Here is a 25,554-nt window from a genome sequence, read left to right as displayed (position 1 = left end):
GGCATGCCCGCTCCCATGGCTGCCCCCCTCAGTGACGCCGTCGTCGTCGACGTCCTGCGCCGGGTCGACCGGCTGCTGACCCCGCTGGCGACCCGGCTGGGCCGCCCACCGTCGCTGTCGCGTGCCGAGCGCGACCAGTGGTGGGCCGAGCGGGTGTCCCGGGTGGCGGCAGGCGTGTCCGCCGTCCCGCGGTTGGCCGGCAAGCTCGCCGACCTCCTGCCGCTGCAGAACACCGTGGGCACCGCGGTGCAGTCGCTGGTGGTGCTCGGCGTCGCCGGCGAGCACGGCGTCGAGGCACCGGCCGAGCGGATCTCTCTGCTGGCCCGTGTTCTCCTCGGCCGGGAGCTGCCGCCCGAGCGGGTCGAGCCGCTGCTCGCCCGCACCAGGGGCACCTACGTGGAGGGGACGCTCGGCCCCCGCGGGGAGCGCCGCGGGGCGAAGGGCGCCGCCCGCACGCTGTGGCGCGCGGCCCGGCTGCTCGCCCGGATCGACGCCGCCCTCGACGCCCGGCCCAAGGGCCGGCTGCTCGCCCGCGGCCTGTCGAACCTGCCGGTCGTCGGCGTGCTCGGCGGTTACGCCGCCGAGCGCGTGGCCCTGCGCCGCGCCGCCGCGCGCGCCGCGGACCTGCTCGAGGGCACGCTCAGGGCGGAACCTGGCGGCCGGCGGTGAGGTTGGTGTAGATCTCACGCGTCGCCGTCGACCGGTTCATGGTGATGAAGTGGATGCCGGGCACGCCCTCGTCCAGCAGCTGCCAGCCGAGGTCGGTGGCGACGTCCACGCCGTAGGCGCGGACCGCGGCCTTGTCCTCGGGGCGCTCGCCGTCGAGCTCGGAGAACCGCTCGGCCAGGTCCGCCGGGAACGCCTGGCCGGACAGCTCCACGATGCGGGTGATCTGCCGCACGTTGGTCACCGGCATCACCCCGGCGATGATCGGCACCTCGCACCCGCGCGCGGCGACGCGGTCGCGCAGGCGCAGGTAGTCCTCGGCCCGGAAGAACATCTGCGTGACCGCGAAGTCCGCGCCCGCCCGGCACTTGGCCACGAACATCTCGACGTCGGTGTCGAAGTCCGGCGAGCGCGGGTGCCTCTCGGGGAAGGCGGCGACCCCCACGCTGAAGTCACCGATCGAACGGATCAGCTCCACGAGCTCGGAGGCGTACCGCAGGCCTTCCGGGTGGGCGACCCACTCCCCCTGCGGGTCGGCACCCGGCGGGTCCCCGCGCAGCGCCAGGACGTTGCGGACGCCGGCGGCCGCGAGCCGGCTCACCACGTGGCGCAGCTCGGCGACGCTGTGGTCGACGGCGGTCAGGTGCGCGAGCGGAGTCATCGTCGTCTCGGCGGCGATCCGCTCGGTCATCGCGACGGTGCCCTCGCGGGTGGAGCCACCGGCCCCGTAGGTCACCGACACGAACGACGGGCGCAGCCGCTCGAGTTCGCGCAGCGCCGTCCAGAGCTGCTCCTCCCCCGCCGGCGTCTTCGGCGGGAAGAACTCGAACGACCACGTCGGGCGGCCGGTGGCGAGCAGCTCGCGAACGGTCGGGGTCACGGCATCCGAGGGTACGGCGGCCGTCCGCGGACTCCCTCGGCCGTACCGCCGCACTTCGCCCGCCGAGGTGCATCCACGGACCGGCGGGGCACCGAACAGACCCTGGACCGCAGACCTCGGACGGGAGCAGCGATGCAGCGGAGCACGGCAGGCACCCTGCTGGTGGGGCCGCGCCCCACCGTGTTGGGCGATACTCACTCCATGACCGCAGGGGCGCAGCAGCGCGAGTCCGCCCGCCCCCTACCTCTGTCGGACGCCGCCGACCTCGACCGGCTCCGGGCCGCCGTCGCCGCCGCGCTCACCGACTTCCTCGAGATGCAGCGGGCCACCCTCGCGGGCATGGACCCGAGCCTGGTACCGGTCGTCGACGAGATCCGCGCGGTCGCCGCGGGCGGGAAGAAGCTGCGCCCCTCCTTCGCCTACTGGGGCTGGCGCGGCGCGCCCGCCGATGGTCGAGGCCCCGCCGAGGACGACGGCGCGGTGCTCCATGCGGTCGCCGCGCTGGAGTTCTTCCACGCGAGCGCGCTGGTGCACGACGACGTCATGGACGACGCCGGCACCCGCCGGGGACGGCCGACCACGCACGTCGGCTTCGCCGACCGGCACACCACCCACGGGTTCTCCGGCGACCGGGAGCTGTTCGGCGTGGGCGCGGCCATCCTGGTGGGCGACCTGGCGCTGGTCTGGTCCGACGAGATGCTCCGCTGCTCCGGCATCTCCGAGGCGGCGCTGGGCCGCGCCCGTGCGGTCTGGGACACCATGCGCACCGAGGTCACCGCCGGCCAGTACCTCGACCTGCTGCGCGCCGCCGGGGGGCTCCCCGGCCCCGACGGCGCGCTGACCGTGGCCCGCTACAAGAGCGCCGGCTACACGGTGCAGCGCCCGCTGCAGTTCGGCGCGGCGATCGCCGGGGCGGGCCCCGCCGTGGCGGAGGCGTTCGCCGCCATCGGCCTGCCCCTGGGCGAGGCCTTCCAGCTGCGCGACGACCTGCTCGGCGTCTTCGGCGACCCGGAGGTCACCGGCAAGTCCGCCGACGACGACCTGCGCGAGGGGAAGCAGACGCTGCTGATCGCGCTGGCCGAGGAAGCGACGGACGACGCCGGCCGCCGGTTGCTCGGCGGCCTGCTGGGCAACCCCGACGCCGGCACGGAGGAGTTCGAGGCGTTGCGCGAGCTGCTGGTGGACACCGGCGCGCGCGACCGGGTGGAGGAGCGCATCACCAGGCGCACCGCCGAGGCCCGCGAGGCCATCGCCGAGGCGCCGATCGCCGACGACGCCCGCGCCGCGCTGGATGCGCTCGCGGTCGCCGCGACCACGCGTACCGCCTGATGGTCCGCCGCGTCCCCGGGCGCACCGACCGGGTCGTCGTCGTCGGCGCGGGGCTGGCCGGGCTGGCCGCCGCGCTCCGCCTGCGCGGGGCCGGCCGCGAGGTGACGGTGGTCGAGCGCGGCGACGGGCCGGGCGGGCGCGCGGGCCGGGTGGAGCGGTCGGGCTACGCGCTGGACACCGGCCCCTCGGTGTTCACCGCACCGGAGGTCCTCGCCGACACCCTCGCCGCCGTCGGCGAGACGCTCGAGGACCGGCTGACCATGGTGCCCCTGCAGACCAGCTACCGGGCGCAGTTCGCCGACGGCAGCCACCTGGACGTGCACGCCGATCCGGACGCCTTCGCCGCGGAGGTCGCCGCGCTGTGCGGGCCGGGCGAGGCCGCCGCCCTGCGCCGCTACCTGGCCGACCTGGCCGAGCTGTACCGCCTGCAGCTGAACGCCTTCATCGACCGGAACCTCGACTCCCCGCTGGACCTGCTGGGCCCGGAGCTGCTCACCCTCGCCCGGCGCGGCGGGTTCGGCCGGCTGTCCCGGCACGTCGGGAAGTACTTCGCCGACGACCGGCTGCGCCGGCTGTTCAGCTTCCAGGCGCTCTACGCCGGGGTGAGCCCGTTCCGGGCCATCGCCGCCTACGCGGTGATCGCGCAGCTCGACATCGGCGCCGGCGTCCGGCACCCGGTCGGCGGCATCGCCGCGGTACCGCGCGCCCTGGCCGCCGCCGCGGCCGATGCCGGGGTCGAGTTCCGGTACGGGGAGGCCGTCGCGGGGCTGAGCACGGCCGGCGGCCGGGTGGACGCCGTCGTCCTGGCCGACGGCGACCGGCTGCCCGCCGACGCCGTCGTCGTCACCACCGACGCACCCCACACCCTCGTGCCGGGCCTCCGCGGGCCGCGCCGGCCGGTGTACTCGCCCTCGTGCGTCGCGCTGCACCTCGGGGTCCGAGCCGAGCTGCGCGGCCAGGCGCACCACACGATCAGCTTCGGTGGCGCATGGGAGCAGGTGTTCGACGAGCTGACTCCGGGCCGGCGGCTGCTCGGCGGGGGCACCGGGGCTCGGCGGGGAGACATCATGAGCGACCCGAGCCTGCTGATCAGCATGCCCTCGGTGACCGACCGCTCACTGGCACCCGAGGGCGGGCACGTGCTCAGCGTGGTCGCCCCGACGCCGAACCTGGACCCGCGCAGCGGCGGCAACCCGGACCTGAACTGGGACATGCTCGGCCCGCGCTACCGCGAGGAGCTGTTGGGCACCCTGGAGGCACGCGGGTTCACCGGGGTCACCGACGCCATCGAGGTCGAGCACATGGACACGCCGCTCACCTGGGCCGCCCAGGGCATGGCCGCCGGCACCCCCTTCGCGCTGGCGCACACCTTCGGCCAGACCGGCCCTTTCCGCACGCCCACGCTCCCCCGCCGCGGCCCGGAGAACGTGGTGCTGGCCGGCTCCTCGGTGCAGCCAGGTGTGGGGATGCCGATGGTGCTGATCAGCGGCCGGCTGGCCGCCGAGCGGATCACCGGGCAGGTGCGCGCATGACCGCCCTGCGACCTCCCGGCACCCAGGCGTACCGGCAGGAGCAGCTGCGCGCCGCCTACCGGCACTGCGTCGCCATCGCCGCCGAGCACGGCAAGAGCTACCACCTGGCCACCCGCCTGCTCACCCCCGACCGGCGCCCGGCGGTCCACGCGCTCTACGCCGCCGCGCGCACCGCCGACGACCTCGTGGACGTGCCCGGCGACGACCCGGCCGGCGACCTGGCGGAGTGGTCCCGCGCCGTGCTCACCGAGCTGGAGACCGGCTGGTCCGACGACCCGGTGCGCCTGGCGCTGGTGCACACCTACCGCCGCTACGCCATCCCGGTCGAGCACCTCGTCGACTTCCTCGCGGCGATGACCAGCGACCTCGACGTCACCGGCTACGCGAACCTCGACGCCCTCGACCGGTACATGTGGGGCTCGGCGTCGGTGATCGGGCTGCAGGTCCTGCCGGTGCTCGGCACCGCGCCGGGCGTGGCCCGCGAGGAGGCCGCGCCGCACGCCATCGCCCTCGGCGAGGCCTTCCAGCTCACCAACTTCCTGCGCGACGTCGCCGAGGACGCCGACCGCGGCCGGGTCTACCTGCCGGCCGACCTGATGGCCGCCCACGGCGTCACCCGGGAGCAGCTGGTGGAGAAGCGGCACGACGCGAACATGCGCGAGCTGATGCGGGAGATGGTGGCGATCGTGCGCCGCCGCTACGACGACGCCGCACCCGGGACGCCGCTGCTGGCGCCGGAGTCCCGCGACTGCGTGCGGGCGGCCACCGACCTGTACGGGGGCATCCTCACCGAGATCGAGCGAGCCGGCTACCGGGTGCTCGACGGCCGGGTGTCGGTGTCCAGGCCGCGCCGCCTGGCGGTGTTCGCCCGCCGGTTGACCGCCGCCCAGCTGGCCAGGGTGAGGGTGACCATGGCGAAGCCGAAGAGCAGGTCCTCCACCGGCGCGTAGGCGATGCGGGGGCCCCAGATCGTGGCCTCGTCGTAGGTCACCACGTCCAGCCCCGTCAGGACGCCGTTCATCAACAGCTGGAAGAAGATGACGATCGCGTAGGCGGTCCAGAACACCTTCCGGATCACCATGCGGGTGCGGTAGACGGCGAGGTCGACCACGAGGACGGCGACGACGGCGAGGACCGCGAGTGCGCTGTAGCTCATCGCCCCGCCCGCTCCCTGGCCGGCAGGGCCTCCTCGGCGGGGTAGCCGGCGTCCCACCGCGTCACCTTCCGCACCGCCTCCAGTGCCAGCACCGAGCACAGCGGGACGACGAGGAAGAACAGCACCTCCTCGACCGGGATGCCGCCGGGCAGCCGGACGCCGAGCGTGCGGGTGGCCGAGTAGTCCCAGTGCCCCTGGGCGATCGCGTACAGCACCCAGACGACGAAGACGACGAACTCCGGGACGACGGCCAGCAGCAGCCGGCGCCAGCGCGCGTAGACCCGGACCCCGAGGAACAGCTCCAGCGGCGCGGTCACCAGCAGGCAGCCGGCCAATAGGCCCAGGTAGGTCAGCTGCTCCACGTCACCGGCTTCCGTCCCCGGCCCGCTCGCGGATGCACCCGGCTCAGAGAGCCAGGGCCTGGGCCCGCCGGGTGACCTCGGTGTGCCGGTCGTCCCGCAGCGCCTGGACCGGTGTGCCGGGAAGCGACTCGTCCTCGCGGAACAGCCAGTCGAAGGCCTCCTCGTCGCTGAAGCCGCCGTCCTTGAGCACGGTCAGCAGCCCGGGCAGGTGCTTGAGGATCACCCCGTCCTGCACGAAGTCGGTGGGGATCTTGCCGTTGCCGCTGCCGGGGACGGCCATCAGCTTCCGGTCGCGCAGCAGCTGCCGTACCCGGTTCGGCGAGGTGCCCAGCAGCTGGGCGACCTCCGCGGGCGTGAGCGTGTCCATAGAGTGCGAGCCTATGGCGACCATCGGATCAGCCGACAGCCCGGTGCCGGGACAGCCGCGGCAGGAGGCCGCCGAGGAGCTGGAACCGGAGCCCCCGTACCTGGACCTGGAGGCGCTGGAGGACCGCTCCCGCGAGCTGCTGCCCGCGCCCGTCTACGACTACTACGCCGGCGGCGCCGAGACCGAGACGACGATGCGCGAGGCCACGGCCGCGTGGCGCTCCTGGCGGCTGCGGCCCCGGGTGCTGCGCGGGATCACCACGGCGCAGCTGGGTACCGAGCTGCTCGGCACGCCCGTGCGCACGCCGATCGGGATCGCCCCGTGGGCGTACCAGGCGATGGCCCACCCCGAGGGCGAGCTGGCCACCGCCCGCGCCGCGGCCGCCACGGGCGCGCTGATGACCGTGTCGACCAGCGCCAACAACAGCCTCGAGGAGGTGGACGCGGCCGCACCGGGAAGCCCGCGGTGGTTCCAGCTGTACCGGCTGCACTCCGAGCGGCACACCGACGACCTCGCCCGCCGCGCCGGGGACGCCGGCTACCGGGCGCTGGTCCTCACCGTCGACGTCCCGCTGCTGGGCCGCCGTCGCCGCGACATGGGCAACGACTTCGTGCACCGCGCCGGCGTCCGGATGGCCAACCGGCCGCCCGAGGGTGAGGAGCCGACGCTGGACGGCCTGGCGACCGCGACCTGGACCTTCGACGAGATCGCCCGGTTCGGCGAGCTGTCGGGGCTGCCCGTGGTGGTGAAGGGAGTCCTCCGCGGCGACGACGCCGTCCGCTGCGTGCAGGCCGGCGCCGCCGCCGTCTGGGTCACCACGCACGGCGGCCGCCAGGCCGATCCCTCGATCAGCAGCGCCCACGCGCTGCCCGAGGTCGTCGACGCGGTGGGCGACGACGTCGAGATCTACGCCGACGGCGGCGTCCGCTCGGGCTCGGACGTGCTCACCGCCCTCGCCCTGGGCGCGTCCGCGGTGTTCCTGGGGCGGCCGATCGTCTGGGGGCTCACGACCGGGGGTGAACGGGGCGTGGCCGGCGTGATCGACGGGCTGACCGCCGAGCTGGCACACGCCATGGTGCTGTGCGGCCTGCCCGACCTGCGCTCGCTGCCCCGGGACACCGTGACGCCGGCGCGGTAGCCGTTCCGGTCTCGTTGCCGGCCGCGGCGTGCCCGGTCACATGTCGGTCGGGTGACGTCGCTGGTCGTCGTCGTTTTCCCACGGGGCCCCGGGGCATCCGGACCCGGGCGTCCGCCTGGGCGCGCCACGTCGGCTGCACCTCGGCGACCGGCACCGAGACCTGATCCGGAGGCACGATGGACGTCTGGCAGACCCTTCTCTACGGCCTGGTGGCCGGGGCGATCGGAACCGTGCTGTTCACCGCCGTCGAGTACATCGAGATGGCGGTGACCCGGCGCCCGGCCAGTCTCGTGCCGGGCAAGGTCTTCGTGGCCATGACCGGCGGCGATCCGCAGACAGACGTCGAACGCGCGCGGAAGTGGAACCTCCCGACGCACTTCATGCACGGCACCGCGCTGGGCGTGGTGCTCGCGGCCCTGTCCCTGCTCGACTGGTCCGCCGTGCTGACGACCGTGGTCTTCTACGTCGTCCTGCTCGGCGGCGACTGGCTCCTGTACAGCGCGCTCGGCATCACCAGGCTGTCGGAGTGGAGCGCTGCGGACTGGGCCCGCGAACTCGTCCTCAAGGCATTCTTCGCGTTCCTCGTCGCCTTCGCCTTCTACACGCTCGTGAACGTCTTCTGACCGCTGGCGTCCGAGCCCCTCGCCCGGGGGCGAACGCGTCGGTACGGGTGATCCGGCGCACCCGACCACGCGCACCAGCCGCACCAGGGGCCTCCCGCACCGCGTGGTGGGGCCCCGGCGGCGGCTGCCCCTCCTACACTCGGCAGGGTGGACACCGCCGTGACCGACCCCGTGGTCGGCCTCGTTCTCGAGGGGCGCTACCGCCTCGAAGAGCGGTTGGCGCGTGGCGGCATGTCCACGGTCTACGCCGCCACCGACCTTCGGCTGCACAAGACCGTCGCGGTCAAGGTCATGGCCGAGCACCTGGCCCACGACCCCACGTTCGTCGACCGGTTCACCCGCGAGGCGCGGGCCGCGGCGATGCTCAGCCACGTCAACGTGGTCGGCGTCAGCGACCAGGGCAGCGACCAGGGGCTGGTCTTCCTGGTGATGGAGCTGGTGCGCGGCCGCACGCTGCGCGACCTGCTCAGCGCGCGCGGCCGGCTGACCGTCGCCGAGGCGTTCGCCGTCCTCGAGCCGGTGCTGGCCGGGCTCACCGCCGCGCACCGGGCCGGCATCGTGCACCGCGACATCAAGCCCGAGAACGTGCTGATCGGCGTCGACGGCACGGTGAAGGTGGCCGACTTCGGGCTCGCCCGCGCCGTCGTCGCCACCGGGCAGACCAGCCAGACCGGCGGCGTGCTGATCGGCACCGTCGCCTACCTCTCCCCCGAGCAGCTCGAGCGCGGCCGTGCCGACGCCCGCAGCGACATCTACGCCGCCGGCATCGTGCTCTACGAGATGCTCACCGGGCACCCGCCCTTCGGTGGGGACACCCCGCTGGCCGTGGCGTACCAGCACGTCCACCACGACGTGCCCGCGCCGTCCGCGGAGGTCCCCGGCCTGCCCTGGCAGGTCGACGAACTGGTCGCCCGCACCACGCGGCGCGACCCCGCCGGTCGCCCGGTCGACGCCGGCGCGTTCCTGGCCGAGCTCTCCGACGTCCGCAAGGACGTCGGCGTCGAGCCGGTCCCGGTGCCCACGGGGCAGGGCAGCGCCCGCACGGACACGCTGCGGCCCACCAACCGGCCCACCCGGCCCCGCCCGCACGACCGCCACCCCAGCGCCCCGGGCACCGAGGTGCTCGCCGGCCGCGCCTCGCGCGGCGGACGCACCAGCATGCTGCCGGGCATGGGCGCCGGCCCCACCACCGACGTGCACGGCCGCCGGCCCGGTCCGGCCCGGCCGCGCCCGGGGGTCCCCGACCACATCCGCCGCCGCCGCGCCCGGCTCGCGGTGGCGATCGTGCTCCTGATGGCGATCACCATCGGCGCCGTCGGCTGGTGGCTGGGCGAGGGCCGCTGGACCGAGGTCCCGTCCCTCGCCGGCACGGAGGAGGCCAGCGCCATCGACCTCCTGCAGAACGCCGGGCTGGACCCGGACCCGGTGGTCGCCGAGTGGAGCGAGACGGTGCCCGAGGGCGTGGTCATCGCCACGGAGCCGGCGTCCGGTGAGTTCATCCGCGGCACGGACGTGCGCGTCGTCGTCTCCAAGGGCGCCGAGCGGTACACCATCCCCCCGGAGCTCGTGGGCCGGCCGATCGACGAGGTCGAGGCGCAGATCCAGAACGACGTCCCGGTGCAGCTCACCCGGGGCGAGGAGTACGACGACGACCTCGCCGCCGGCCTGGTGACCCGCTTCGACCCGCCCGCCGGTGCCGAGCTCAAGCGGGACCAGGTGGTCACCGTCTTCGTCAGCCAGGGCCGGGCGCCGGTGGCCGTCCCCGACGTCACCGGGCAGACGCCGGAGCAGGCGACGAGCAACCTCCAGGCCCTCGGCTTCACCGTGGAACAGATCGAGGACGGGCGCAGCGACCAGGTCGACGTCGGCGAGGTGATGGCGGTCGACCCGGGTCCGGCGGCCGGTCCGGTGCCCTTCGCCAGCACCGTGCGGATCCAGGTCTCGGCGGGCGTCCCGCTGGTCACGGTGCCCGACGTCGTCGGCAGGAGCGGCGACGAGGCCACCGCCATCCTGCAGGCCGCCGGGCTGCAGGTGGAGGCCACGCGCTTCTTCGGCAACAACGTCCTGCGGCAGAGCCCCGCGGCCGGTGAGACGGTCGAGCGCGGCACCCCCGTCACCATCCTCCTGAGCTTCGGATAGGCGCCTCGTCCCCTTGTCGAACACCTCTCCCGCGATGCCGCCCGTCGGCGCGCACATCCAGATCAAGGGCGGCCTGGCCAAGGGCGGGCTCCCCTACACCGACGCCGTCGCCGCCCGTGCCGTGCAGGTTTTCGTGGGCAACCCGAGGGGCTGGAAGCTGACCGACGGCGACCCGGAGCAGGACGCGCTGTTCACCGCCGGGTGCGCCGAGCGGGGCGTGCCCTCGTTCATCCACACGCCGTTCCTGGTCAACGTCGGCTCCCCCACCGAGGCGACCGTCGAGCAGTCGGTCACCACGATCGCGCACAACCTGCGCCGCGGGGCCGAGCTGGGCTGCCGGGGTGTCGTCGTGCACGCCGGGTCGGCCGTCGGCGAGGACCGCTACGAGACCGCGCTGCGGCAGCTGCACGAGCGGCTGCTGCCGGTGCTGGAGGCCGCACCCGCCGACGGACCGCGGCTGCTGATCGAGCCCACCGCGGGCGGTGGCAAGGCGCTGGCGGCCACCGTCGAGGACCTGGGCCCGTACTTCGCGGCGCTGGAGAACCACCCCCTGCTCGGCGTCTGCTTCGACACGTGCCACGTCTGGGCCGCCGGGCACGACCTGTCGGTGCCCGGCGGCATGAGCGCCACCCTGGACGCCGTGGAGGCCACCGTCGGGCCGGGCCGGCTGGGGCTGGTGCACGTCAACGACTCGCTCGACGAGTGCGGCTCCAAGCGGGACCGGCACACGACGATCGGCGAGGGCACCATCGGCTCCGGCGCCTACGGCACCGGTCCGTTCGCCGAGCTGATGCGGCACCGGACGACCGCCGGCGTCCCGATGGTCGTGGAGACACCCAGCCTGCGCGACGGCGACCCGTGCGGTGGCCACGCCGCGGACATCAAGCTGCTCAACTCGCTGATCGGGGACCCCGCCGCCGAGGCTCCCGCCGCCTGAGCTCGGCGAATGCTACGAAGTCGTGGCCATCAGCGTCTGATCACCACGAGTTCGTCCCACTCGATGGCAGCCGCAGGGATGACCGCCTCGGGCACACTGCTGCCGCCGGTGAACGGGGCTCAGCGGTCGAGGAGCTCCGCGAGGACGTCGGCGGCGCGCTCGATGCCGGCCCGGTCGACGTCCAGGTGCGTCACCAGCCGGATGCGACGGGCGCTCACCTGGCTGACCAGCACGCCCTGCGCCTTGGCCGCCTCGGCGACCAGCGGCGCCTCGAGGTCGTCCAGCACGACCATGTTCGTCTGAACCGTCGCCGGGTCGACGCCGAGCCGCTCGGCCAGCAGCTGCGCGTGCTCGTGGTCCTCCCCCAGCCGTGGCAGGTGGTGGTCCAGCGCGTACAGGCAGGCAGCGGCCAGCACACCGACCTGGCGCATCCCGCCGCCGAGGCGCTTGCGCCACAGCCGCGCGGTGGCGATGCGCTCAGCCGACGCCACGAGCACCGAGCCGACCGGCGTCCCCAGTCCCTTCGAGAAGCAGACCGAGGCGGTGTCGGCCAGCCGGCCGTAGGTGGCCAGGTCGACGCCGGAGGCGACGTGCGCGTTCCAGACGCGGGCCCCGTCGAGGTGGACCGCCACCCCCGCACCGCGGGACCAGTCCCACAGCGCGCGCAGCTGGTCGAGCGGCTGCACCAGTCCACCGCCGCGGTTGTGCGTGTTCTCCACCGCGACCGCCGCCGTGGCGGTGAGGTGCCAGTTGTCCTGGGGCCGCACCTGCTCGATCAGCTGGGCGGCGTCGAGCCGGCCCCCGGACGAGACCACCGTGCGGGTGGAGATGCCGAAGATCGCCGCGGCGGCACCCATCTCGTAGGTGACGACGTGCGCGTCGGCGTCGCAGAGGATCTCCTGGCCGGGCTCGCAGACCAGCCGCATGCCGATCTGGTTGCCCATGGTCCCCGAGGGCACGAACAGCGCGGCCTCGTGGCCGAACAGCGCCGCCACCCGCTCCTCGAGAGCGGTGACCGTGGGGTCCTCGGCGTAGACGTCGTCGCCCACCTCGGCCTCGGCCATGGCCCGGCGCATGCCGGGCGTCGGCCTGGTGACGGTGTCCGAGCGCAGGTCGACGAGCCGATCAGCCACGCAGCATCTCCGCCACGAGGAAGGCCAGCTCGAGCGACTGCCCCGTGTTCAGCCGCGGGTCGCAGGCGGTCTCGTACCGGCTGTTGAGGTCCTCGTCGCTGATCTCCATGGCGCCACCGAGGCACTCGGTGACGTCCTCACCGGTGAGCTCGACGTGGATGCCCCCGGGCCACGTACCCAGGGCCCGGTGCACGTCGAAGAAGCCGAGCACCTCGTCGACGACCCGGTCGAAGTGGCGGGTCTTGTAGCCGGTGGAGGACTCGTGGGTGTTGCCGTGCATCGGGTCGCACTGCCACACCACGTGGTGCCCGCTCGCGGTCACCTTCTCCACGATGCCGGGCAGGACGTCGCGGATCTTACCGTTGCCCATCCGGCTGATCAGGGTCAGCTTGCCCGGCACGCCGTCGGGGTCCAGCCGCTCCACCAGCTCGGCGGCCTGCTCCGGCGTCGTCGTGGGGCCGATCTTGACGCCGACCGGGTTGGCCAGCTTGGAGACGAACTCGATGTGCGCGCCGTCCATCTGGCGGGTGCGCTCTCCCACCCAGACGAAGTGGGCGCTCAAGGCGTAGGGCCGGCCCTCGTGCATGCGCAGCAGCGCCCGCTCGTAGTCGAGGATCAGCGCCTCGTGCGAGTTGTACAGCTCCACCCCGCGCAGCGCGTCGGAGTCGATACCGCATGCCTTCATGAACGCCAGCGCGCGGTCGATCTCCCGGGCGATGACCTCGTAGCGCACGCCGGCGGGCGAGCTGGCCACGAAGTCCTTGTTCCAGTCGTGCACGGCGTGCAGGTCGGCCAGACCGCCGCGCGCGTAGGCCCGGATCATGTTCATGGCGGCCGCGGAGTTCGCGTACGCGCGCACCAGCCGGTACGGGTCGGGGATCCGCTTCTCCAGCACCGGCTCCAGGTCGTTGACCATGTCGCCGCGGTAGGACGGCAGCCCGAGGGCGTCGGTGTCCGAGGAGCGGGGCTTGGCGTACTGGCCGGCCACCCGGCCGACCTTCACCACCGGCACGCTGGCGCCGTAGGTGAGGACGACGGCCATCTGCAGCAGCGTGCGCGTGGTGGCCTGCAGGTGCGGCTCGGTGTTGAGGTCGAAGGTCTCCGCGCAGTCCCCGCCCTGGAGCAGGAAGGCCTTGCCCAGGGCGACGTCGGCCAGCTGGGACCGCAGCGTGTCCACCTCGGCGGGAGCGACGATGGGCGGCACCGTGGAGAGCGTCTCCAGCACCGCGTCGAGCGCGGCCCGGTCGGGCCAGCGCGGCTGCTGGGCGGCGGGCAGTTCCCGCCACCTGTCCAGGCCGGGCACCGTCTGCGCGGATTCGGGGAAGCTCACACCCCAGAGGGTACGGCGGTCGCCGCTCCCGCCCGAGGCCGTGTCGTGCGGACGACACGCTCAACCGAAGAACACCTCCGCCTCGGCGTACCGCTCGGGCGGCACGAGCTTCAGCTGCGCGGTGGCCGCCGACAGCGGGACGCGGACGATGTCGGTGCCGCGCAGGGCGACCATCACCCCGGTCTCACCGGCGTGCACCGCGTCCACGGCCGCCAGGCCGAACCGGGTGGCCAGCACCCGGTCGAACGGCGACGGCGTGCCGCCGCGCTGCACGTGCCCGAGGACGACGGCGCGCGACTCCCGGCCGGTGCGTTCCTCGATCAGCGCCGCCAGGGCAGGGCCGATGCCACCCAGCCGGACGTGGCCGAACGCGTCCTTCTCCCCCGTGCTGAACACCAGGTCGCCGTCGCGCGAGGTGGCCCCCTCCGACACCACGACGATCGGCGAGAAGCCGGACTCGAAGCGGTGCAGGCAGTGCGCGACGACGCCGTCGACGTCGAACGGGTGCTCCGGGATGAGGACGACGCTCGCCCCGCCGGCCATCCCCGCGTGCAGCGCGATCCAGCCCGCGTGCCGGCCCATGACCTCGACGACGAGCGTGCGGTGGTGGCTGTCCCCGGTGGTGTGCAACCGGTCGATGGCCTCCATGGCCACGCCGACGGCGGTGTCGAAGCCGAACGTGTAGTCGGTGGCGTCCAGGTCGTTGTCGATGGTCTTGGGCACGCCGACCAGCCGCACCCCGGTCCCGGCCAGCCGGGTCGCCACGCCCAGGGTGTCCTCCCCGCCGATCGGCACGAGGGCGTCGATCCCGAGCCGCCCGAGGGTCTCCCGCACCCGCTCCGGCCCGCCCTCGACGGAGTAGGGGTTGGTGCGGGAGGTACCGAGCACCGTGCCGCCACGGGGCAGCAGGCCGCGCACCGCGGCGAGGTCCACCGGGACGGCGTCGCCGTCGAGCACCCCGCGCCAGCCGTCGCGGAAGCCGACGATCTCGTCCCCGTGCTCGGTCACCCCTTTGCGCACCACGGCGCGGATGACGGCGTTGAGGCCGGGGCAGTCGCCTCCGCCGGTGAGGATGCCGATGCGCATGGACGCCTCCGGGGGCTCCGCCGCCTGGGCGCGCCATGATGCCGCACGTCCGTTCCCGGCAGGGCTGTTCCGGTACCGACCTGCACGACGATGTACCGAATCGCTCCCGGCCTGCCGAGAGAGTCGTCGACGGGTGGCACCGGGCCACCGTCCACGACCTGGAAGGCCGAACATGCGCTGGACGACCCCGCCTCCCTGGGCCCGCCCCTCCTCGTGGGGCATCCGCGCGAAGGTCACAGCCCTCGCGGTGAGCAGCGTGGTGGTCACCGGCGTCGCGATGGGTGGCGTGAGCGCCTGGCAGAGCGGCGACTTCGCCGACGCCGCCGCCCGGGACATGGACGCCCTGGTGGCCGGCGACATCAGCCGCGCCGCTCGGGGCGCCTACGACCTCGTCGCCACCCAGGGCGCATCGACGGCGATGAAGGTCGACTACGACCTGAACGCGGCTCGGTACGTCCTGCAGCAGTCCGGGGGCTTCGCCATCGCCGACTCCCGCGAGGACCCGGTCACCTGGGACGCCAAGAACCAGATGAACGGCGAGGTCACCCCGGTGACGCTGCCCCGCGTGCTGGTCGGCGGCCAGTGGCTGGGCCAGAACACCGACGTCGCCGTCCCCACCCCGGTCGTCGACGACATCATGTCGATGGTCGGCGCCACCGTGACGATCTTCCAGAAGACGCCCGAGGGCAACTACCTGCGCGTGGCGACGAACGTGAAGGCCGCCTCGGGATCCCGTGCCATCGGCACCTACATCCCGGCCACCAACCCCGACGGGAAGCCCAACCCGGTCGCCGCGGCGCTGAGCAGCGGCCAGACCTTCCGGGGCAACGCGTTCGTCGTCGACTCGTGGCTGGTGTCGGCCTACGAGCCGATCCTGGGCCCCGCCGGTGACGTGATCGGCGTCCTCTACGTGGGTGTGAAGCAGGAGAACCTGCCCGCTCTCCGCCAGGGCCTCGAGGCCACCACCATCGGCGAGAACGGCCACATCGAGGTCTACGGCGGCACCGGCGACCGCGCCGGCACCGTCCTGGTCAGCCCCGGAGGGGTGCGGGACGGCGAGCAGCTGATCGCGGCCACCGGCGCCGAGGGCGCCCCCTACGTGCGGCAGATCGTCGACGCCGCGCTGCAACTGCAGGACGGCGAGCAGGCCACCGTGCGCTACGTCGACCCGGAGGAGGGCCCGACCACGGCCCGCGTCTCGTACTACGCGCCCTGGGACTGGGTGATCACCGCCGTCACCCGCGACGCGGACTTCGCCGGCGCCAAGGACGCACTGGCCGAGGGTCGCACCTCGATGGTCTGGGCGATGGTGCTCGCCGCGGTGGTCATCGCCGTCGTGGGCGGGCTGATCTCGTTGTGGGTCGGACACCGGCTCACCCGGCCGCTGATGCGCCTGCGCGACCGCATGGCCGAGATCGCCGACGGCGAGGGCGACCTCACCCAGCGGATGGACGACTCGAGCAGCGACGAGGTCGGACAGCTGTCCGGGGCGTTCAACCGCTTCGTCGACAAGGTGGCGGGCACGGTGCGCGACATCCACCGGTGCGCCCAGCAGGTGGCCGTCTCCGCGGGCGGCGTCTCGACGGTGGCCGACGGGCTCGCCCAGCGGGCCGCCCGCAGCCGGGACCAGGCGCAGGACGCCCACGGTGTCGCCGCGGAGATCAGCACCAGCGTGTCGTCGGCCGCGGCCGGCGCCGAGGAGATGGGTGTCTCCATCACCGAGATCGCCCGCAGCGCCGCCGAGGCGGCCGAGGTCGGCCGTCAGGCCGCCTCGCTGGCGGAGCGGACCGAGTCGACCATCGCCGCGCTGGGCGCCAGCTCGGCCGAGATCGGTGACGTCGTCAAGGTGATCTCCGGAGTGGCCGAGCAGACCAACCTGCTGGCCCTCAACGCCACCATCGAGGCGGCCCGGGCCGGCGACGCGGGCAAGGGCTTCGCCGTCGTCGCCAACGAGGTGAAGGAGCTGGCGCAGGAGGCCGCGAAGGCGAGCGAGGAGATCGCCCAGCGGGTCCAGGGCATCCAGTCCGAGACCACGGCCGCGGTGCGCTCCATCTCCCAGATCGCGGAGGTGGTCCGCTCGATCAACGACCACCAGACCACGATCGCCAGCGCGGTGGAGGAGCAGACGGCCACGACCCGCGAGCTCACCCGCAGCGTCGCCACGGCGGCACAGGGCGCCGGCACGGTGACCACCACCCTCACCACGGTCAGCCAGGACGCCGACGACAGCGCCACCGACGTCGAGCGCGCCCGCTCGGCGGCCCAGGAGCTGGACGGGCTGTCCCGCGAGCTGAACCGGCTGCTGGGGGTCTTCACCGTCTGAGCGCCCCCGCCGCATCGCACGAGAGCCCCTCTCCCGTTCCGGGAGGGGGGCTCTCGTGCACACCGGTCAGCTGCCGGCGGCCTCGATCGCCTGCCAGCGCGCCAGGTTGTAGCGGGCGTCGACCAGGGCGTCGTGCGTGCCGGCCGGCTTGGGCGGCAGCGGCGGCTGTCCCCGGTCGTCCCAGCGCTGGCGCAGCTCGCGGGTGAACCGCGGGATCGGCCGGGGCAGCGCGGGCATCGCCCCCCACAGCTGGCACAACGCCACGTGGTCGTAGGCGGCGAACCAGGCCCAGAGCTCGATCTCCTCTCCCGGGCCGGTGAGGAAGGCCAGCAGGTCCTCGCGGATCCGCTCGCGACTGCGCCACGCCTTGTCCGCCGGCGGGGGCAGCTGGTCAAGGACGTTGCGGCGCACCCACGGGATCGCCCTGTCCGGGTCGAACTGGGTGCTGACGGCGTAGAACTCCCGCCCCGTCTCGTCGACGATCCCGATCGACACCAGGTCGATGGTCGTGCCGTCCTCGATGAACTCGGTGTCGTAGAAGAAGCGCCGCACCGGCCAACCGTAGGCCGAGGGCCCGGCTCCCCACGGTCGGCGTACGACGGCGGGTGTTTTCCCCGTGGCCCCAGCTGATCCGCCGGGCGTGTGCGTCGACCCCGACGATCAGGCGGCGGTGCCCTTCGACCGGTCCCCCACGGAGTTCGCGCCGAACTCCCGGCCGTCCAGGGCCTGGATGTCGCGCTCGAGCTGCGGCACCCGCTTGGCCGCGACCACCATCGCGACCTTCTCGGCCACGACTCCGGTGACCAGCTGACGCAGCGCCGCCACGGTGCCGACCGACCGGGGCACGAACACCCGGCGTCCCCGGGTCTCCAGGTTCTCGACCAGGGCCTCCGCGCAGTCCTCGACCGAGGTGAAGGCGCCCAGCGGCCCGGGGAGCTGCCTGCGCGCGGCCATGAAGGTGGGCAGCGCCTCCTCCGTGTCCCGGACCATGTCGGTGTCGATCCACGTCGGGTGGGCGCTGGCCACGGTGACCCCGCGGTGGGCGACCTCCAGGCGGAGCGCGTCCCCGAACCGCTCGACGCCGGCCTTGGACGCGCAGTACGCGCTCATCCCGGGCAGGACGGTGAAAGCCGCGGCGGAGCTGATCAGCAGCACGTGCCCCTTCCGCTTCGCGATCTCGGGCAGGGCCGCGTGCGTGGTGAGCATCGCCCCGATCAGGTTCGCCTCGACGGTCCGCGCCAGCGCGTGCGCCGAGCTGGTCATGACCGTGGTCAGCGGGGCGATGCCGGCATTGGCGACGACGACGTCCAGCCCGCCGAAGGTGTCGACGGTGCGCTGGACGGCTGCCGCCAGCGCACCCGCGTCGGTGACGTCGGCCTCCACCCACAGGTGGTGCTCGGGGCCGAGCTCGTCGGCGACCCGCGCCAGCTCCTCGGGCTCGAGCCCGACCAGGGCGATGCGAGCGCCACGCGCGGCGGCCCGGCGGGCCAGCTCTGCACCGATCCCCCGCGCGGCGCCGGTGACGAGCACCGACTTCCCGGCCAGGGACGAGCGGGCGCGCTTGCCGTGACCGGCCATGGGTGCTCCTCCAGAGATCGTCGCGCTCGGATTGAGCACTGCTCAACAGTCGTTGTAGCGTGTTGAGCGTTGCTCAGCAAGCCGGAGGCAAGGAGTTGGTCAGCGGTGACCAGCACGCTCGAGACCCACCCCACCGACTCCGGGAGACCCGCCGGAGCCGTCCGCGAGGTGAGCGTCGCGATCATCGGATCGGGGTTCGCCGGCCTCGGCATGGCGATCGCCCTCGAACGGCGCGGACAGACCGACTTCGTCGTCCTCGAGCGGGCCGACGACGTGGGCGGCACCTGGCGGGACAACACCTATCCGGGCGCCGCCTGCGACGTGCAGTCCAACCTCTACTCGTTCTCCTTCGCGCAGAACCCCGACTGGGGACGCTCCTACTCCGAGCAGCCGGAGATCCAGGCGTACCTCCAGGCGACCGCGGACCGCTTCGACGTCCGCCGGCACTGCGTCTTCGGCGCCGACGTCACCGCCGCCCGGTGGGACGACGCCGCGCAGCGGTGGCTGGTCTCCACCACGGCGGGCGAGTTCCGGGCCCGCGTGCTCATCTCCGCGGCCGGGGCTCTCGCGGACCCGGCCTGTCCCGACATCCCGGGGCTGGACACCTTCGCCGGCACCGTCATGCACTCCGCGCGGTGGAACTCCTCCCACGACCTCACCGGCGAGCGGGTCGCCGTCATCGGCACCGGCGCCTCGGCCGTCCAGCTGGTGCCGGCCATCCAGCCGATCGTGGCCAGCATCGCCGTCTACCAGCGCACGCCGGCGTGGGTCGTGCCCCGCACCGACCACCCGGTGCAGCCGTGGACGCGGCGGCTGTACCGCCTCGTCCCGGGCCTGCAGAACGCGATCCGCGGGTTCCTCTACCTGTTCCGCGAGTTCCTCGTCATCGGCATGGCCAAGAACCGGCGCTTCCTCGAGCCGGTGGAGAGGCTGGCGAAGGCCCACCTGCACCGGCAGGTGCGCGACCCGAAGCTCCGCCGGGCCCTGACGCCGGACTACACGATCGGCTGCAAGCGCATCCTGATCAGCAACGACTACTTCCCGGCGGTCGCGGCACCCAACGCCGAGCTGGTCACCGCGGGCCTCGCCGAGATCCGGCCGCACTCGGTCGTCACCACGGACGGCGTCGAGCGGCCCACGGAGACGATCGTGCTGGCGACCGGGTTCCACGTCACCGACCTGCCGATCGCGGGAAAGATCCGCGGCCGCGACGGGCGGACCCTGGCCGACGTGTGGTCGCACGGCATGGGCAGCAACCGCAGCACCGCCGTCGCCGGCTTCCCGAACCTGTTCCTGCTGGTCGGCCCGAACGTGGGCGTCGGCCACACCTCGATGGTGTACATGATCGAGTCGCAGGTCGCCTACGTCGACGACGCGCTGAAGACCATGGACGCCGAGGGGCTGGCGGTCCTGGAGACCACCCTGGAGGCCCAGGAGGCCTGGCGGTCGTTGATCGCCAGGAAGTCGCGGGGCACCGTGTGGCTCGCCGGCGGCTGCGCCAGCTGGTACCTCGACCGGCACGGCCACAACACGACCCTGTGGCCGGACTTCACGTTCCGGTTCCGCAAGCTCACCCGCACCCTCGACCGGGAGAACTACGTGGGCATCCCCGCCGGCACGCAACACCCGGAGGTGGCGGCATGAGCGCCGGCGCCCTGCTCCGCCGGGTGGCGGCCGTCCGCACGCCCGACGGCGCCGTCCTGCACGCCGTCGTCGACGGCTCCGACGACGCGCCCGTCACCCTGGTGCTCGCCCACGGCTGGACCCTGGCCCAGGCCGCGTGGGACGACGTCGCCGAGCTCGTCACCCCACGGGTCGCCGCAGGCGAGCTGCGGCTGATCCGCTACGACCAGCGGGGCCACGGCCGCTCGACCTGGCGATCTCCCACCTCCCCGGGCCACGCCTCCGAGGTCGCCGAGCTCGCCATCGACCAGCTGGGTGCCGACCTCGGGGAACTGATCGACCAGCTGGCCCCGACCGGTCCCGTCGTGCTGGCCGGGCACTCGATGGGCGGCATGACGATCATGTGCCTCGCCGCCGCGCGCGCTGAGCTGTTCGGCGAACGGGTGCGCGGTGTCGCGCTCGTGTCGACGTCGGCCGGCGACCTCGCCCCCGCGGGGAAGACGGCGGCCGAGCGGCTGCAGCTGAAGCTCACCCCCGGGGTGGTCACCGTCGCGATCAGCGCCGCACGGACGCTCGAGCGCATGCGCCGGCTGCTGCCGCCGACGAACCCGCGTCACCAGAAGCTCGTGCGCGAGCTGCTCTACGGGGCCGACGCCACCGACGAGATGGTGATCGCGGGCGCGGAGATCATGCACGCCTCGACGGTGCGGGCGTTCGCTGCCTTCTACCCGGCCCTGGGCCGGCACGACAAGCGCCGGCACCTGACGGCGCTCCGGAACGTGCCGGTGGAGATCCTGGTCGGGGACAGCGACCAGCTCACTCCGCAGCGGCACAGCCGCCAGCTGGCCGAGGCGCTGCCGGATGCGGCCCTGCACGTGGCCGAGCGCACCGGCCACATGCTCCCCCAGGAGCGGGCGCAGCTCGTCGCCGAGGCCATCGAGCGGCTCCTGGTCGCGGCCACGGCCGGCCGGGCCGCCGCGTGAGGCCCCGCGCCCGCCCATGACGGCCTCGTCCCGCCCCGACCATCGACGCCTGCGCCGCTCTGCCGGCGACCGGCGCGCGCAGCTGGTGCAGATCGGGCTCGAGCTGCTGCCCACCACACCGGTGCAGGAGCTGACCATCGACGAGGTGGCCCGCCGGGCCGGCATCAGCCGCAGCCTGCTGTTCCACTACTTCGCGACCAAGCGCGAGTACTACACCGCGGTCACCCGCGCCGCCGCCGATCTGCTGATGACCCACATCCTCCCCGAGCCCGAGACGCCGTCGGGGGAGCAGGTCACCGGGATGCTCGACCGCTACGTCGGCTGGGTGGAGACGTTCCGGGAGAGCCACCTGGCCTTCGTGCGCGGCGCCGGCGGCGGCGACCCGTGGGTGTCGGACGTCTACGAGGAGACCCGCGGCCGGCTGGTGGACGTCGCACTGACCGCGCTGGAACTCCCCGACGACGCGCTGCGGCGGCAGCTGGTGCTGGCCTGGTTCGCCTTCACCGAGGACCTGGTGGCCCAGTGGGTCCTCGAACCGGCGATGAGCCGCCCGGAGCTGCTGGAGCTGCTGCGGGACGTCCTCGACCGGCTCGTCACGCGCTGAAGGGACTTCCTGCGCAGGAAGTCCCTGCGGGCGTCAGCCGGCGAGCGTGGTGGGCGCGCGGTCGGCGGCCTCCCCGGCCGGCGGCTGGAGGCCGGCGATGACCTCGTTCGCGCTGGCACCGGTGGCGTCCATCGACTTCTTCACGGTCGCGCCGTAGACGTCGACGTACTCCTGGCCCGACAGCGTCATGATCTCGTACATGATCTCGTCGGTGACCGATCGCTCGACGAACCGGTCGCCGGCCAGGCCCTCGTAGCGGCTGAAGTCCAGCGGCTTGCCGACCCGGATCCGCACCCGGGTGATCTTCTTGCCGAACGGCAGCGCCCGGGAGCTGTAGACCATCGCCACCGGGACGACCGGCACGCCGGTCTCCAGCGCCATGCGGGCGACGCCCATCTTGCCGCGGTACAGCCGGCCGTCGGGCGAACGGGTGCCCTCGGGGTAGATGCCGAGGAGCTTGCCGTCCCGGAGGATGCGCAGGCCGGTCTGGATGGCGTCCTCGGCGGCCGAGGCGCTGGACCGGTCGATCGGGACCTGGCCGGCACCGGTGAAGAACGCCCGCTGCAGGAAGCCCTTCACGCCCGTGCCGGTGAAGTACTCCGCTTTCGCCAGGAACGTGACGCGCCGCTTGAGCTGCAGCGGCACGAAGATCCAGTCGGCCGCGGACAGGTGGTTGCTCGCCAGGATCGCGGCGCCCGTCGCGGGCACGTTCTCGACTCCCTCCGCCTTCGGGCGGAACACGACCCGCGCCGGGGGGCCGATCGCGACGAACTTGAGGAACCAGTAGAACAACACGCCTCCCTCGGGGACTGCCAGACTAGGGATCCTGGGGCCCGAATCACAATCGGGTCACCACCGTGAGCTAGCTGACACCGGCGTGGCCCGCCGGACCCGAGGAGGACCACGTGCCCGGACCGCCCCCTGCCGCCGGAGTCATGGCCGGTGGCGAGCCGTTCTCCTTCCCGGCGGGGCCCGGGCCCGAGGGCCGCACCGGGGTTCTGCTGGTGCACGGGTTCACCGGGACGCCGATGAGCATGCGGCCCTGGGGCGAGGCCCTGGCCGCCGAGGGCTTCGCGGTGCGGTGCCCGTTGCTGCCCGGCCACGGCACCCGCTGGCAGGACTGCAACACCAGCACCCACGACCAGTGGACGGCGACCGTCGAAGGCGCCTTCGACGAGCTCGCCGCCGTCTGCGACCGCGTGTTCGTGGCAGGCCTGTCGATGGGTGGCACGCTCGCCACCCGGCTGGCGGAGGTACGGCCCGACGACGTCGCCGGCCTGCTGCTGGTGAACCCGGCACTGCTGACCCAGCGGCTGGACGCCAAGCTGCTGCCCCTGCTGGCCCGACTCACCCCCAGCTGGACGCCGGTCGCCAGCGACATCAAGAAGCCCGGCGTCACCGAGCTCGCCTACCACAGACTGCCCACCCGGGCGATGATGCAGCTCCGCGGCCTCTGGGCCGCGACGCGGGCGGACCTGGGCCGGGTCACCGCACCCGTGATCGTCTTCCACAGCGCGGAGGACCACGTGGTGGAGCAGGTCAACAGCACCATCCTGCTCGCCGGCGTGGGTAGCGCGGACACCACCGGGGTCCTGCTCGAGAACAGCTACCACGTGGCCACCCTCGACAACGACGCCCCGCTGGTCTTCGCCCGGTCCGCGGAGTGGATCCGGGAGCGCGTCCCGGCCGGTGAGCCCGACGCGTCGTCGGCGGACCGCCGATGACCGGCGGCAGCGGCCGCGGCCGCCGTGACAACGGGCTCCGGGCGACGCTGTGGAGCCCGGTGCGGGACGTGGACCCGCGCGTGGGTGAGCACCTGCTCGACGTCCTCGAGGCCGCCGGGATCGCCGCCTACCTGGAGCCGTCCGCCGACGTCGCGCCCTACACGCGGTCGGTGTTCCTGCCCAGCCCGCCGTCGGACCGGCTGTTCGTCGACCGGGCCCGCCGGGCCGAAGCGCGCGGGCTGGTCGACCAGTACGCCGACGAGCACCCCGTCGAGCCACGCGTCGTGCGCCAGGCCGGCCGTCCCGCGGTCGACGAGGACGCCGAGTGGCGGCGGATCGTCGCGGCATTCGAGGCCGAGCACGGTCCCGGGCCCGGCGCGGGCACACCGGTCGACACCCCTCCGCCCGCGCCGCACGAGATCCCGATCCTCGACCGGCCCGACGAGCACTACGAGCCCCCGCCGCCCCCGCCGCTCCCGGTCCCCGCGCCCGCCGCTCTCTACGCCGTGCTGCTCGTCGTCGCGGGCATCCTGCTGGTCGGGGCCCCGAGCGTGCTGGGGCTGTCGGCCGACACGGGCCTCGTGCTCGGCGTGGTCGTCATCGCCGGTGGCGTCGCCCTGCTCGTGTCGCGCATGGGCGACCGGTCGGCCGATGACGGGGACGACGGCGCCGTCGTCTAGGGACTCGTGAACGGGGGCCGGCACCGTCTCCAGCGCGCGACGGGCGGGATGGACGGCCTCCTTCCACTAGCGTGCGGCTGGTGAGCCCGCACACCGCCACGGTCGCGCTGACCGGCCACCTCATGGACACCGGGATCCTGGCCCGGGTGCTCGACGACGTGCTGGAGTACGGCGGCGACTACCGGATCACCAGCCTGGACCTCGGGCGGGAGCACGAGGACGCGTCGACGGCGCGGATCGAGATCCGCGCCGACGCAGCGGAGCGACTGGACCGCATCCTGATGCGCGTCCAGGTGCACGGTGCGAATCCCGTCGATCCGGGCAACGCCACCACCCGGCCGGCCCCGGCGGACGGCGTCTTCCCCGACGACTTCTACTCCACGACGAACCTGGACACCCTCGTCCGGTTCGACCGGGAGTGGCTGCGGGTGGGCAACCCCGAGATGGACTGCGGCCTGGTGGTCACCGAGGAGGCCGGCGAGGCGGGCGGGGGAGCCGTCGTGCGCACGGTCCCGGTCAGCGACGTCCGCGCCGGCGACGCCGTGGTGTGCGGTGCGGCCGGGGTCCGGGTCGAGCTGCCACCGGCGCCGCCGCGGGGCGACGAGGACGACTTCGGCTTCATGTCCTCGGCGGTGTCCAGCGAGAAACCCCAGGCTCTTCTGGTCCGGCAGATCGCCGAGCGGATGCGCGAGGTGAAGGCCGCCGGCAAGCGGGTGCTGTGGGTCGGCGGCCCGGCGGTGGTGCACACCGGCGCCTCCCCCGCCATGGTGCGCCTGGTCCGCGCCGGCTACGTCGACGTCCTGTTCGCCGGGAACGCCCTGGCCACCCACGACATCGAGTCGGCGTTGTTCGGCACCTCGCTGGGCGTGGACCTGGCGAAGGGATCGGGAGTGCCGCACGGCCACGAGCACCACATCCGGGCGATCAACACCATCCGGGCGGCGGGCTCCATCCGGGCGGCCGTCGACTCCGGCGTCCTCACCGGCGGCGTCATGCACGCCATGGTCGAGGCGGACAAGCCGTTCGTGCTGGTGGGCTCCGTGCGCGACGACGGCCCGCTGCCCGACGTGCACACCGACGTCATCGAGGGTCAGCGCGCGATGCGGGCCCAGCTGCACGACGTCGGGTTCGCGATCATGGTCGCCACCATGCTGCACTCCATCGCGACCGGGAACCTGCTGCCGGCGTCCATCCCGCTGGTGTGCGTGGACATCAACCCCGCCACGGTGACCAAGCTGGCCGACCGGGGCAGCGCCCAGGCGATGGGCATCGTCACCGACATCGGCCTGTTCCTGGAGCAGCTGGCCCGCGAGCTGGCTCAGGAGGAGTAGTGCCGCGTCCAGAGACGTTCGCCGTGAAGG

At 73.7% G+C, this 25,554-nt stretch carries 24 protein-coding genes and 1 pseudogene; 15 read left to right on the top strand and 10 right to left on the bottom strand.

The window, feature by feature from the left end:
- Positions 1-15 precede the first annotated feature (15 nt).
- Positions 16-669: a hypothetical protein gene (locus QOZ86_RS05495; RefSeq protein ID WP_284490955.1), complete on the top strand. Its 654-nt coding sequence runs from the start codon at positions 16-18 to the stop codon at positions 667-669.
- On the opposite strand, the gene metF is transcribed toward QOZ86_RS05495, so the two are convergent.
- Positions 641-1,546, bottom strand: a complete 906-nt coding sequence (metF, locus tag QOZ86_RS05490; protein WP_284490954.1) for a methylenetetrahydrofolate reductase [NAD(P)H] — start codon at positions 1,544-1,546, stop codon at positions 641-643. The two genes, QOZ86_RS05495 and metF, sit on opposite strands and share 29 nt — an antisense overlap.
- 201 nt (positions 1,547-1,747) lie before the next feature.
- Between metF and QOZ86_RS05485 the strand changes: the two genes are divergently transcribed.
- From QOZ86_RS05485 to QOZ86_RS05475, 3 genes are read left to right on the top strand one after another with little or no spacing between them, the layout of a single operon-like run.
- The gene (locus QOZ86_RS05485; protein ID WP_284490953.1) at positions 1,748-2,875 is read left to right on the top strand and encodes a polyprenyl synthetase family protein; all 1,128 of its coding nucleotides are present in this window, start codon (positions 1,748-1,750) and stop codon (positions 2,873-2,875) included.
- Positions 2,875-4,407 (top strand): phytoene desaturase family protein, encoded by a 1,533-nt coding sequence (gene crtI / locus QOZ86_RS05480; protein ID WP_284490952.1) that lies wholly within the window; start codon positions 2,875-2,877, stop codon positions 4,405-4,407. Before QOZ86_RS05485 ends, crtI begins: the two co-directional genes overlap by 1 nt.
- Positions 4,404-5,357 carry a phytoene/squalene synthase family protein gene (locus tag QOZ86_RS05475; protein ID WP_284490951.1) on the top strand — a complete coding sequence of 318 codons (954 nt, stop codon included), beginning with the start codon at positions 4,404-4,406 and terminating at the stop codon, positions 5,355-5,357. The genes crtI and QOZ86_RS05475 overlap by 4 nt, the downstream gene beginning before the upstream one ends.
- Here the strand turns inward: QOZ86_RS05475 and QOZ86_RS05470 are convergent.
- The 3 genes and pseudogenes from QOZ86_RS05470 to QOZ86_RS05460 all read right to left on the bottom strand — a co-directional run.
- Positions 5,354-5,563 (bottom strand): annotated as a pseudogene (locus QOZ86_RS05470) (lycopene cyclase domain-containing protein); the annotation flags it as partial. The gene QOZ86_RS05475 and the pseudogene QOZ86_RS05470 sit on opposite strands and share 4 nt — an antisense overlap.
- Complete coding sequence (locus QOZ86_RS05465) at positions 5,560-5,925, bottom strand: lycopene cyclase domain-containing protein (RefSeq protein ID WP_284490950.1); 366 nt, start codon at positions 5,923-5,925, stop codon at positions 5,560-5,562. The gene QOZ86_RS05465 and the pseudogene QOZ86_RS05470, both read right to left, overlap by 4 nt.
- A gap of 43 nt (positions 5,926-5,968) precedes the next feature.
- Entirely contained in the window at positions 5,969-6,292 is a 324-nt protein-coding gene (locus QOZ86_RS05460; protein ID WP_284490949.1) for an Rv2175c family DNA-binding protein, read from the bottom strand.
- Between the two features lie 13 nt (positions 6,293-6,305).
- Between QOZ86_RS05460 and QOZ86_RS05455 the strand changes: the two genes are divergently transcribed.
- The 4 genes from QOZ86_RS05455 (at position 6,306) to QOZ86_RS05440 (ending at position 11,129) form a co-directional block, all read left to right on the top strand.
- Positions 6,306-7,430, top strand: a complete 1,125-nt coding sequence (locus tag QOZ86_RS05455) for an alpha-hydroxy acid oxidase (RefSeq protein ID WP_284490948.1) — start codon at positions 6,306-6,308, stop codon at positions 7,428-7,430.
- Between the two features lie 176 nt (positions 7,431-7,606).
- Positions 7,607-8,053, top strand: a complete 447-nt coding sequence (locus QOZ86_RS05450) for a hypothetical protein (RefSeq protein ID WP_284490947.1) — start codon at positions 7,607-7,609, stop codon at positions 8,051-8,053.
- A gap of 147 nt (positions 8,054-8,200) precedes the next feature.
- On the top strand, positions 8,201-10,192 hold the full coding sequence (gene pknB, locus QOZ86_RS05445) for a Stk1 family PASTA domain-containing Ser/Thr kinase (protein ID WP_284490946.1): 1,992 nt from the start codon (positions 8,201-8,203) through the stop codon (positions 10,190-10,192).
- Positions 10,193-10,226: 34 nt separating this feature from the next.
- Complete coding sequence (locus tag QOZ86_RS05440; RefSeq protein WP_284490945.1) at positions 10,227-11,129, top strand: deoxyribonuclease IV; 903 nt, start codon at positions 10,227-10,229, stop codon at positions 11,127-11,129.
- 119 nt (positions 11,130-11,248) lie between these two features.
- On the opposite strand, the gene QOZ86_RS05435 is transcribed toward QOZ86_RS05440, so the two are convergent.
- The 3 genes from QOZ86_RS05435 to QOZ86_RS05425 are packed head-to-tail and all read right to left on the bottom strand — an operon-like array spanning position 11,249 to position 14,678.
- Entirely contained in the window at positions 11,249-12,262 is a 1,014-nt protein-coding gene (locus QOZ86_RS05435) for a threonine aldolase family protein (RefSeq protein WP_284490944.1), read from the bottom strand.
- Positions 12,255-13,592, bottom strand: a complete 1,338-nt coding sequence (locus QOZ86_RS05430; RefSeq protein WP_284490943.1) for a class II 3-deoxy-7-phosphoheptulonate synthase — start codon at positions 13,590-13,592, stop codon at positions 12,255-12,257. The genes QOZ86_RS05435 and QOZ86_RS05430 overlap by 8 nt, the downstream gene beginning before the upstream one ends.
- A gap of 60 nt (positions 13,593-13,652) precedes the next feature.
- Positions 13,653-14,678, bottom strand: a complete 1,026-nt coding sequence (locus QOZ86_RS05425; RefSeq protein ID WP_284490942.1) for a 6-phosphofructokinase — start codon at positions 14,676-14,678, stop codon at positions 13,653-13,655.
- Between the two features lie 247 nt (positions 14,679-14,925).
- On the opposite strand from QOZ86_RS05425, the gene QOZ86_RS05420 reads away from it, so the two are divergent.
- The gene (locus tag QOZ86_RS05420) at positions 14,926-17,001 is read left to right on the top strand and encodes a methyl-accepting chemotaxis protein (protein WP_284490941.1); all 2,076 of its coding nucleotides are present in this window, start codon (positions 14,926-14,928) and stop codon (positions 16,999-17,001) included.
- A gap of 66 nt (positions 17,002-17,067) precedes the next feature.
- Here QOZ86_RS05420 and QOZ86_RS05415 read toward each other — a convergent pair whose 3' ends face one another.
- Positions 17,068-17,553 (bottom strand): polyadenylate-specific 3'-exoribonuclease AS, encoded by a 486-nt coding sequence (locus QOZ86_RS05415; protein WP_284490940.1) that lies wholly within the window; start codon positions 17,551-17,553, stop codon positions 17,068-17,070.
- A gap of 108 nt (positions 17,554-17,661) precedes the next feature.
- Entirely contained in the window at positions 17,662-18,579 is a 918-nt protein-coding gene (locus QOZ86_RS05410; RefSeq protein WP_284490939.1) for a short-chain dehydrogenase/reductase, read from the bottom strand.
- A gap of 105 nt (positions 18,580-18,684) precedes the next feature.
- On the opposite strand from QOZ86_RS05410, the gene QOZ86_RS05405 reads away from it, so the two are divergent.
- Genes QOZ86_RS05405 through QOZ86_RS05395 form a run of 3 tightly spaced genes read left to right on the top strand, consistent with a single transcriptional unit; the run spans position 18,685 to position 21,789 of the window.
- Positions 18,685-20,223 carry a flavin-containing monooxygenase gene (locus QOZ86_RS05405; RefSeq protein ID WP_284490938.1) on the top strand — a complete coding sequence of 513 codons (1,539 nt, stop codon included), beginning with the start codon at positions 18,685-18,687 and terminating at the stop codon, positions 20,221-20,223.
- Complete coding sequence (locus QOZ86_RS05400) at positions 20,220-21,185, top strand: alpha/beta fold hydrolase (protein WP_284490937.1); 966 nt, start codon at positions 20,220-20,222, stop codon at positions 21,183-21,185. The genes QOZ86_RS05405 and QOZ86_RS05400 overlap by 4 nt, the downstream gene beginning before the upstream one ends.
- 16 nt (positions 21,186-21,201) lie before the next feature.
- A complete protein-coding gene (locus QOZ86_RS05395; RefSeq protein WP_284490936.1) occupies positions 21,202-21,789 on the top strand; it encodes a TetR/AcrR family transcriptional regulator in 588 nt (195 codons plus the stop codon).
- A 33-nt stretch (positions 21,790-21,822) separates the two neighbouring features.
- Here the strand turns inward: QOZ86_RS05395 and QOZ86_RS05390 are convergent, their stop codons facing one another.
- Complete coding sequence (locus QOZ86_RS05390) at positions 21,823-22,584, bottom strand: lysophospholipid acyltransferase family protein (protein ID WP_284490935.1); 762 nt, start codon at positions 22,582-22,584, stop codon at positions 21,823-21,825.
- Positions 22,585-22,694: 110 nt separating this feature from the next.
- On the opposite strand from QOZ86_RS05390, the gene QOZ86_RS05385 reads away from it, so the two are divergent.
- From QOZ86_RS05385 to QOZ86_RS05375, 3 genes are all read left to right on the top strand, one after another.
- Entirely contained in the window at positions 22,695-23,513 is an 819-nt protein-coding gene (locus tag QOZ86_RS05385) for an alpha/beta hydrolase (protein ID WP_284490934.1), read from the top strand.
- A complete protein-coding gene (locus QOZ86_RS05380) occupies positions 23,510-24,193 on the top strand; it encodes a DUF308 domain-containing protein (RefSeq protein ID WP_284490933.1) in 684 nt (227 codons plus the stop codon). Before QOZ86_RS05385 ends, QOZ86_RS05380 begins: the two co-directional genes overlap by 4 nt.
- Positions 24,194-24,273: 80 nt before the next feature.
- Complete coding sequence (locus QOZ86_RS05375; protein WP_284490932.1) at positions 24,274-25,524, top strand: ornithine cyclodeaminase, nickel-pincer nucleotide-dependent; 1,251 nt, start codon at positions 24,274-24,276, stop codon at positions 25,522-25,524.
- Positions 25,525-25,554: the final 30 nt, after the last annotated feature.

This window comes from Blastococcus capsensis, assembly GCF_030165005.1.
Classification (GTDB): Bacteria; Actinomycetota; Actinomycetes; order Mycobacteriales; family Geodermatophilaceae; genus Blastococcus; species Blastococcus capsensis.
Note: the sequence above shows the minus strand (reverse complement) of the source record. Positions and strands in the feature narration are given on the sequence as shown.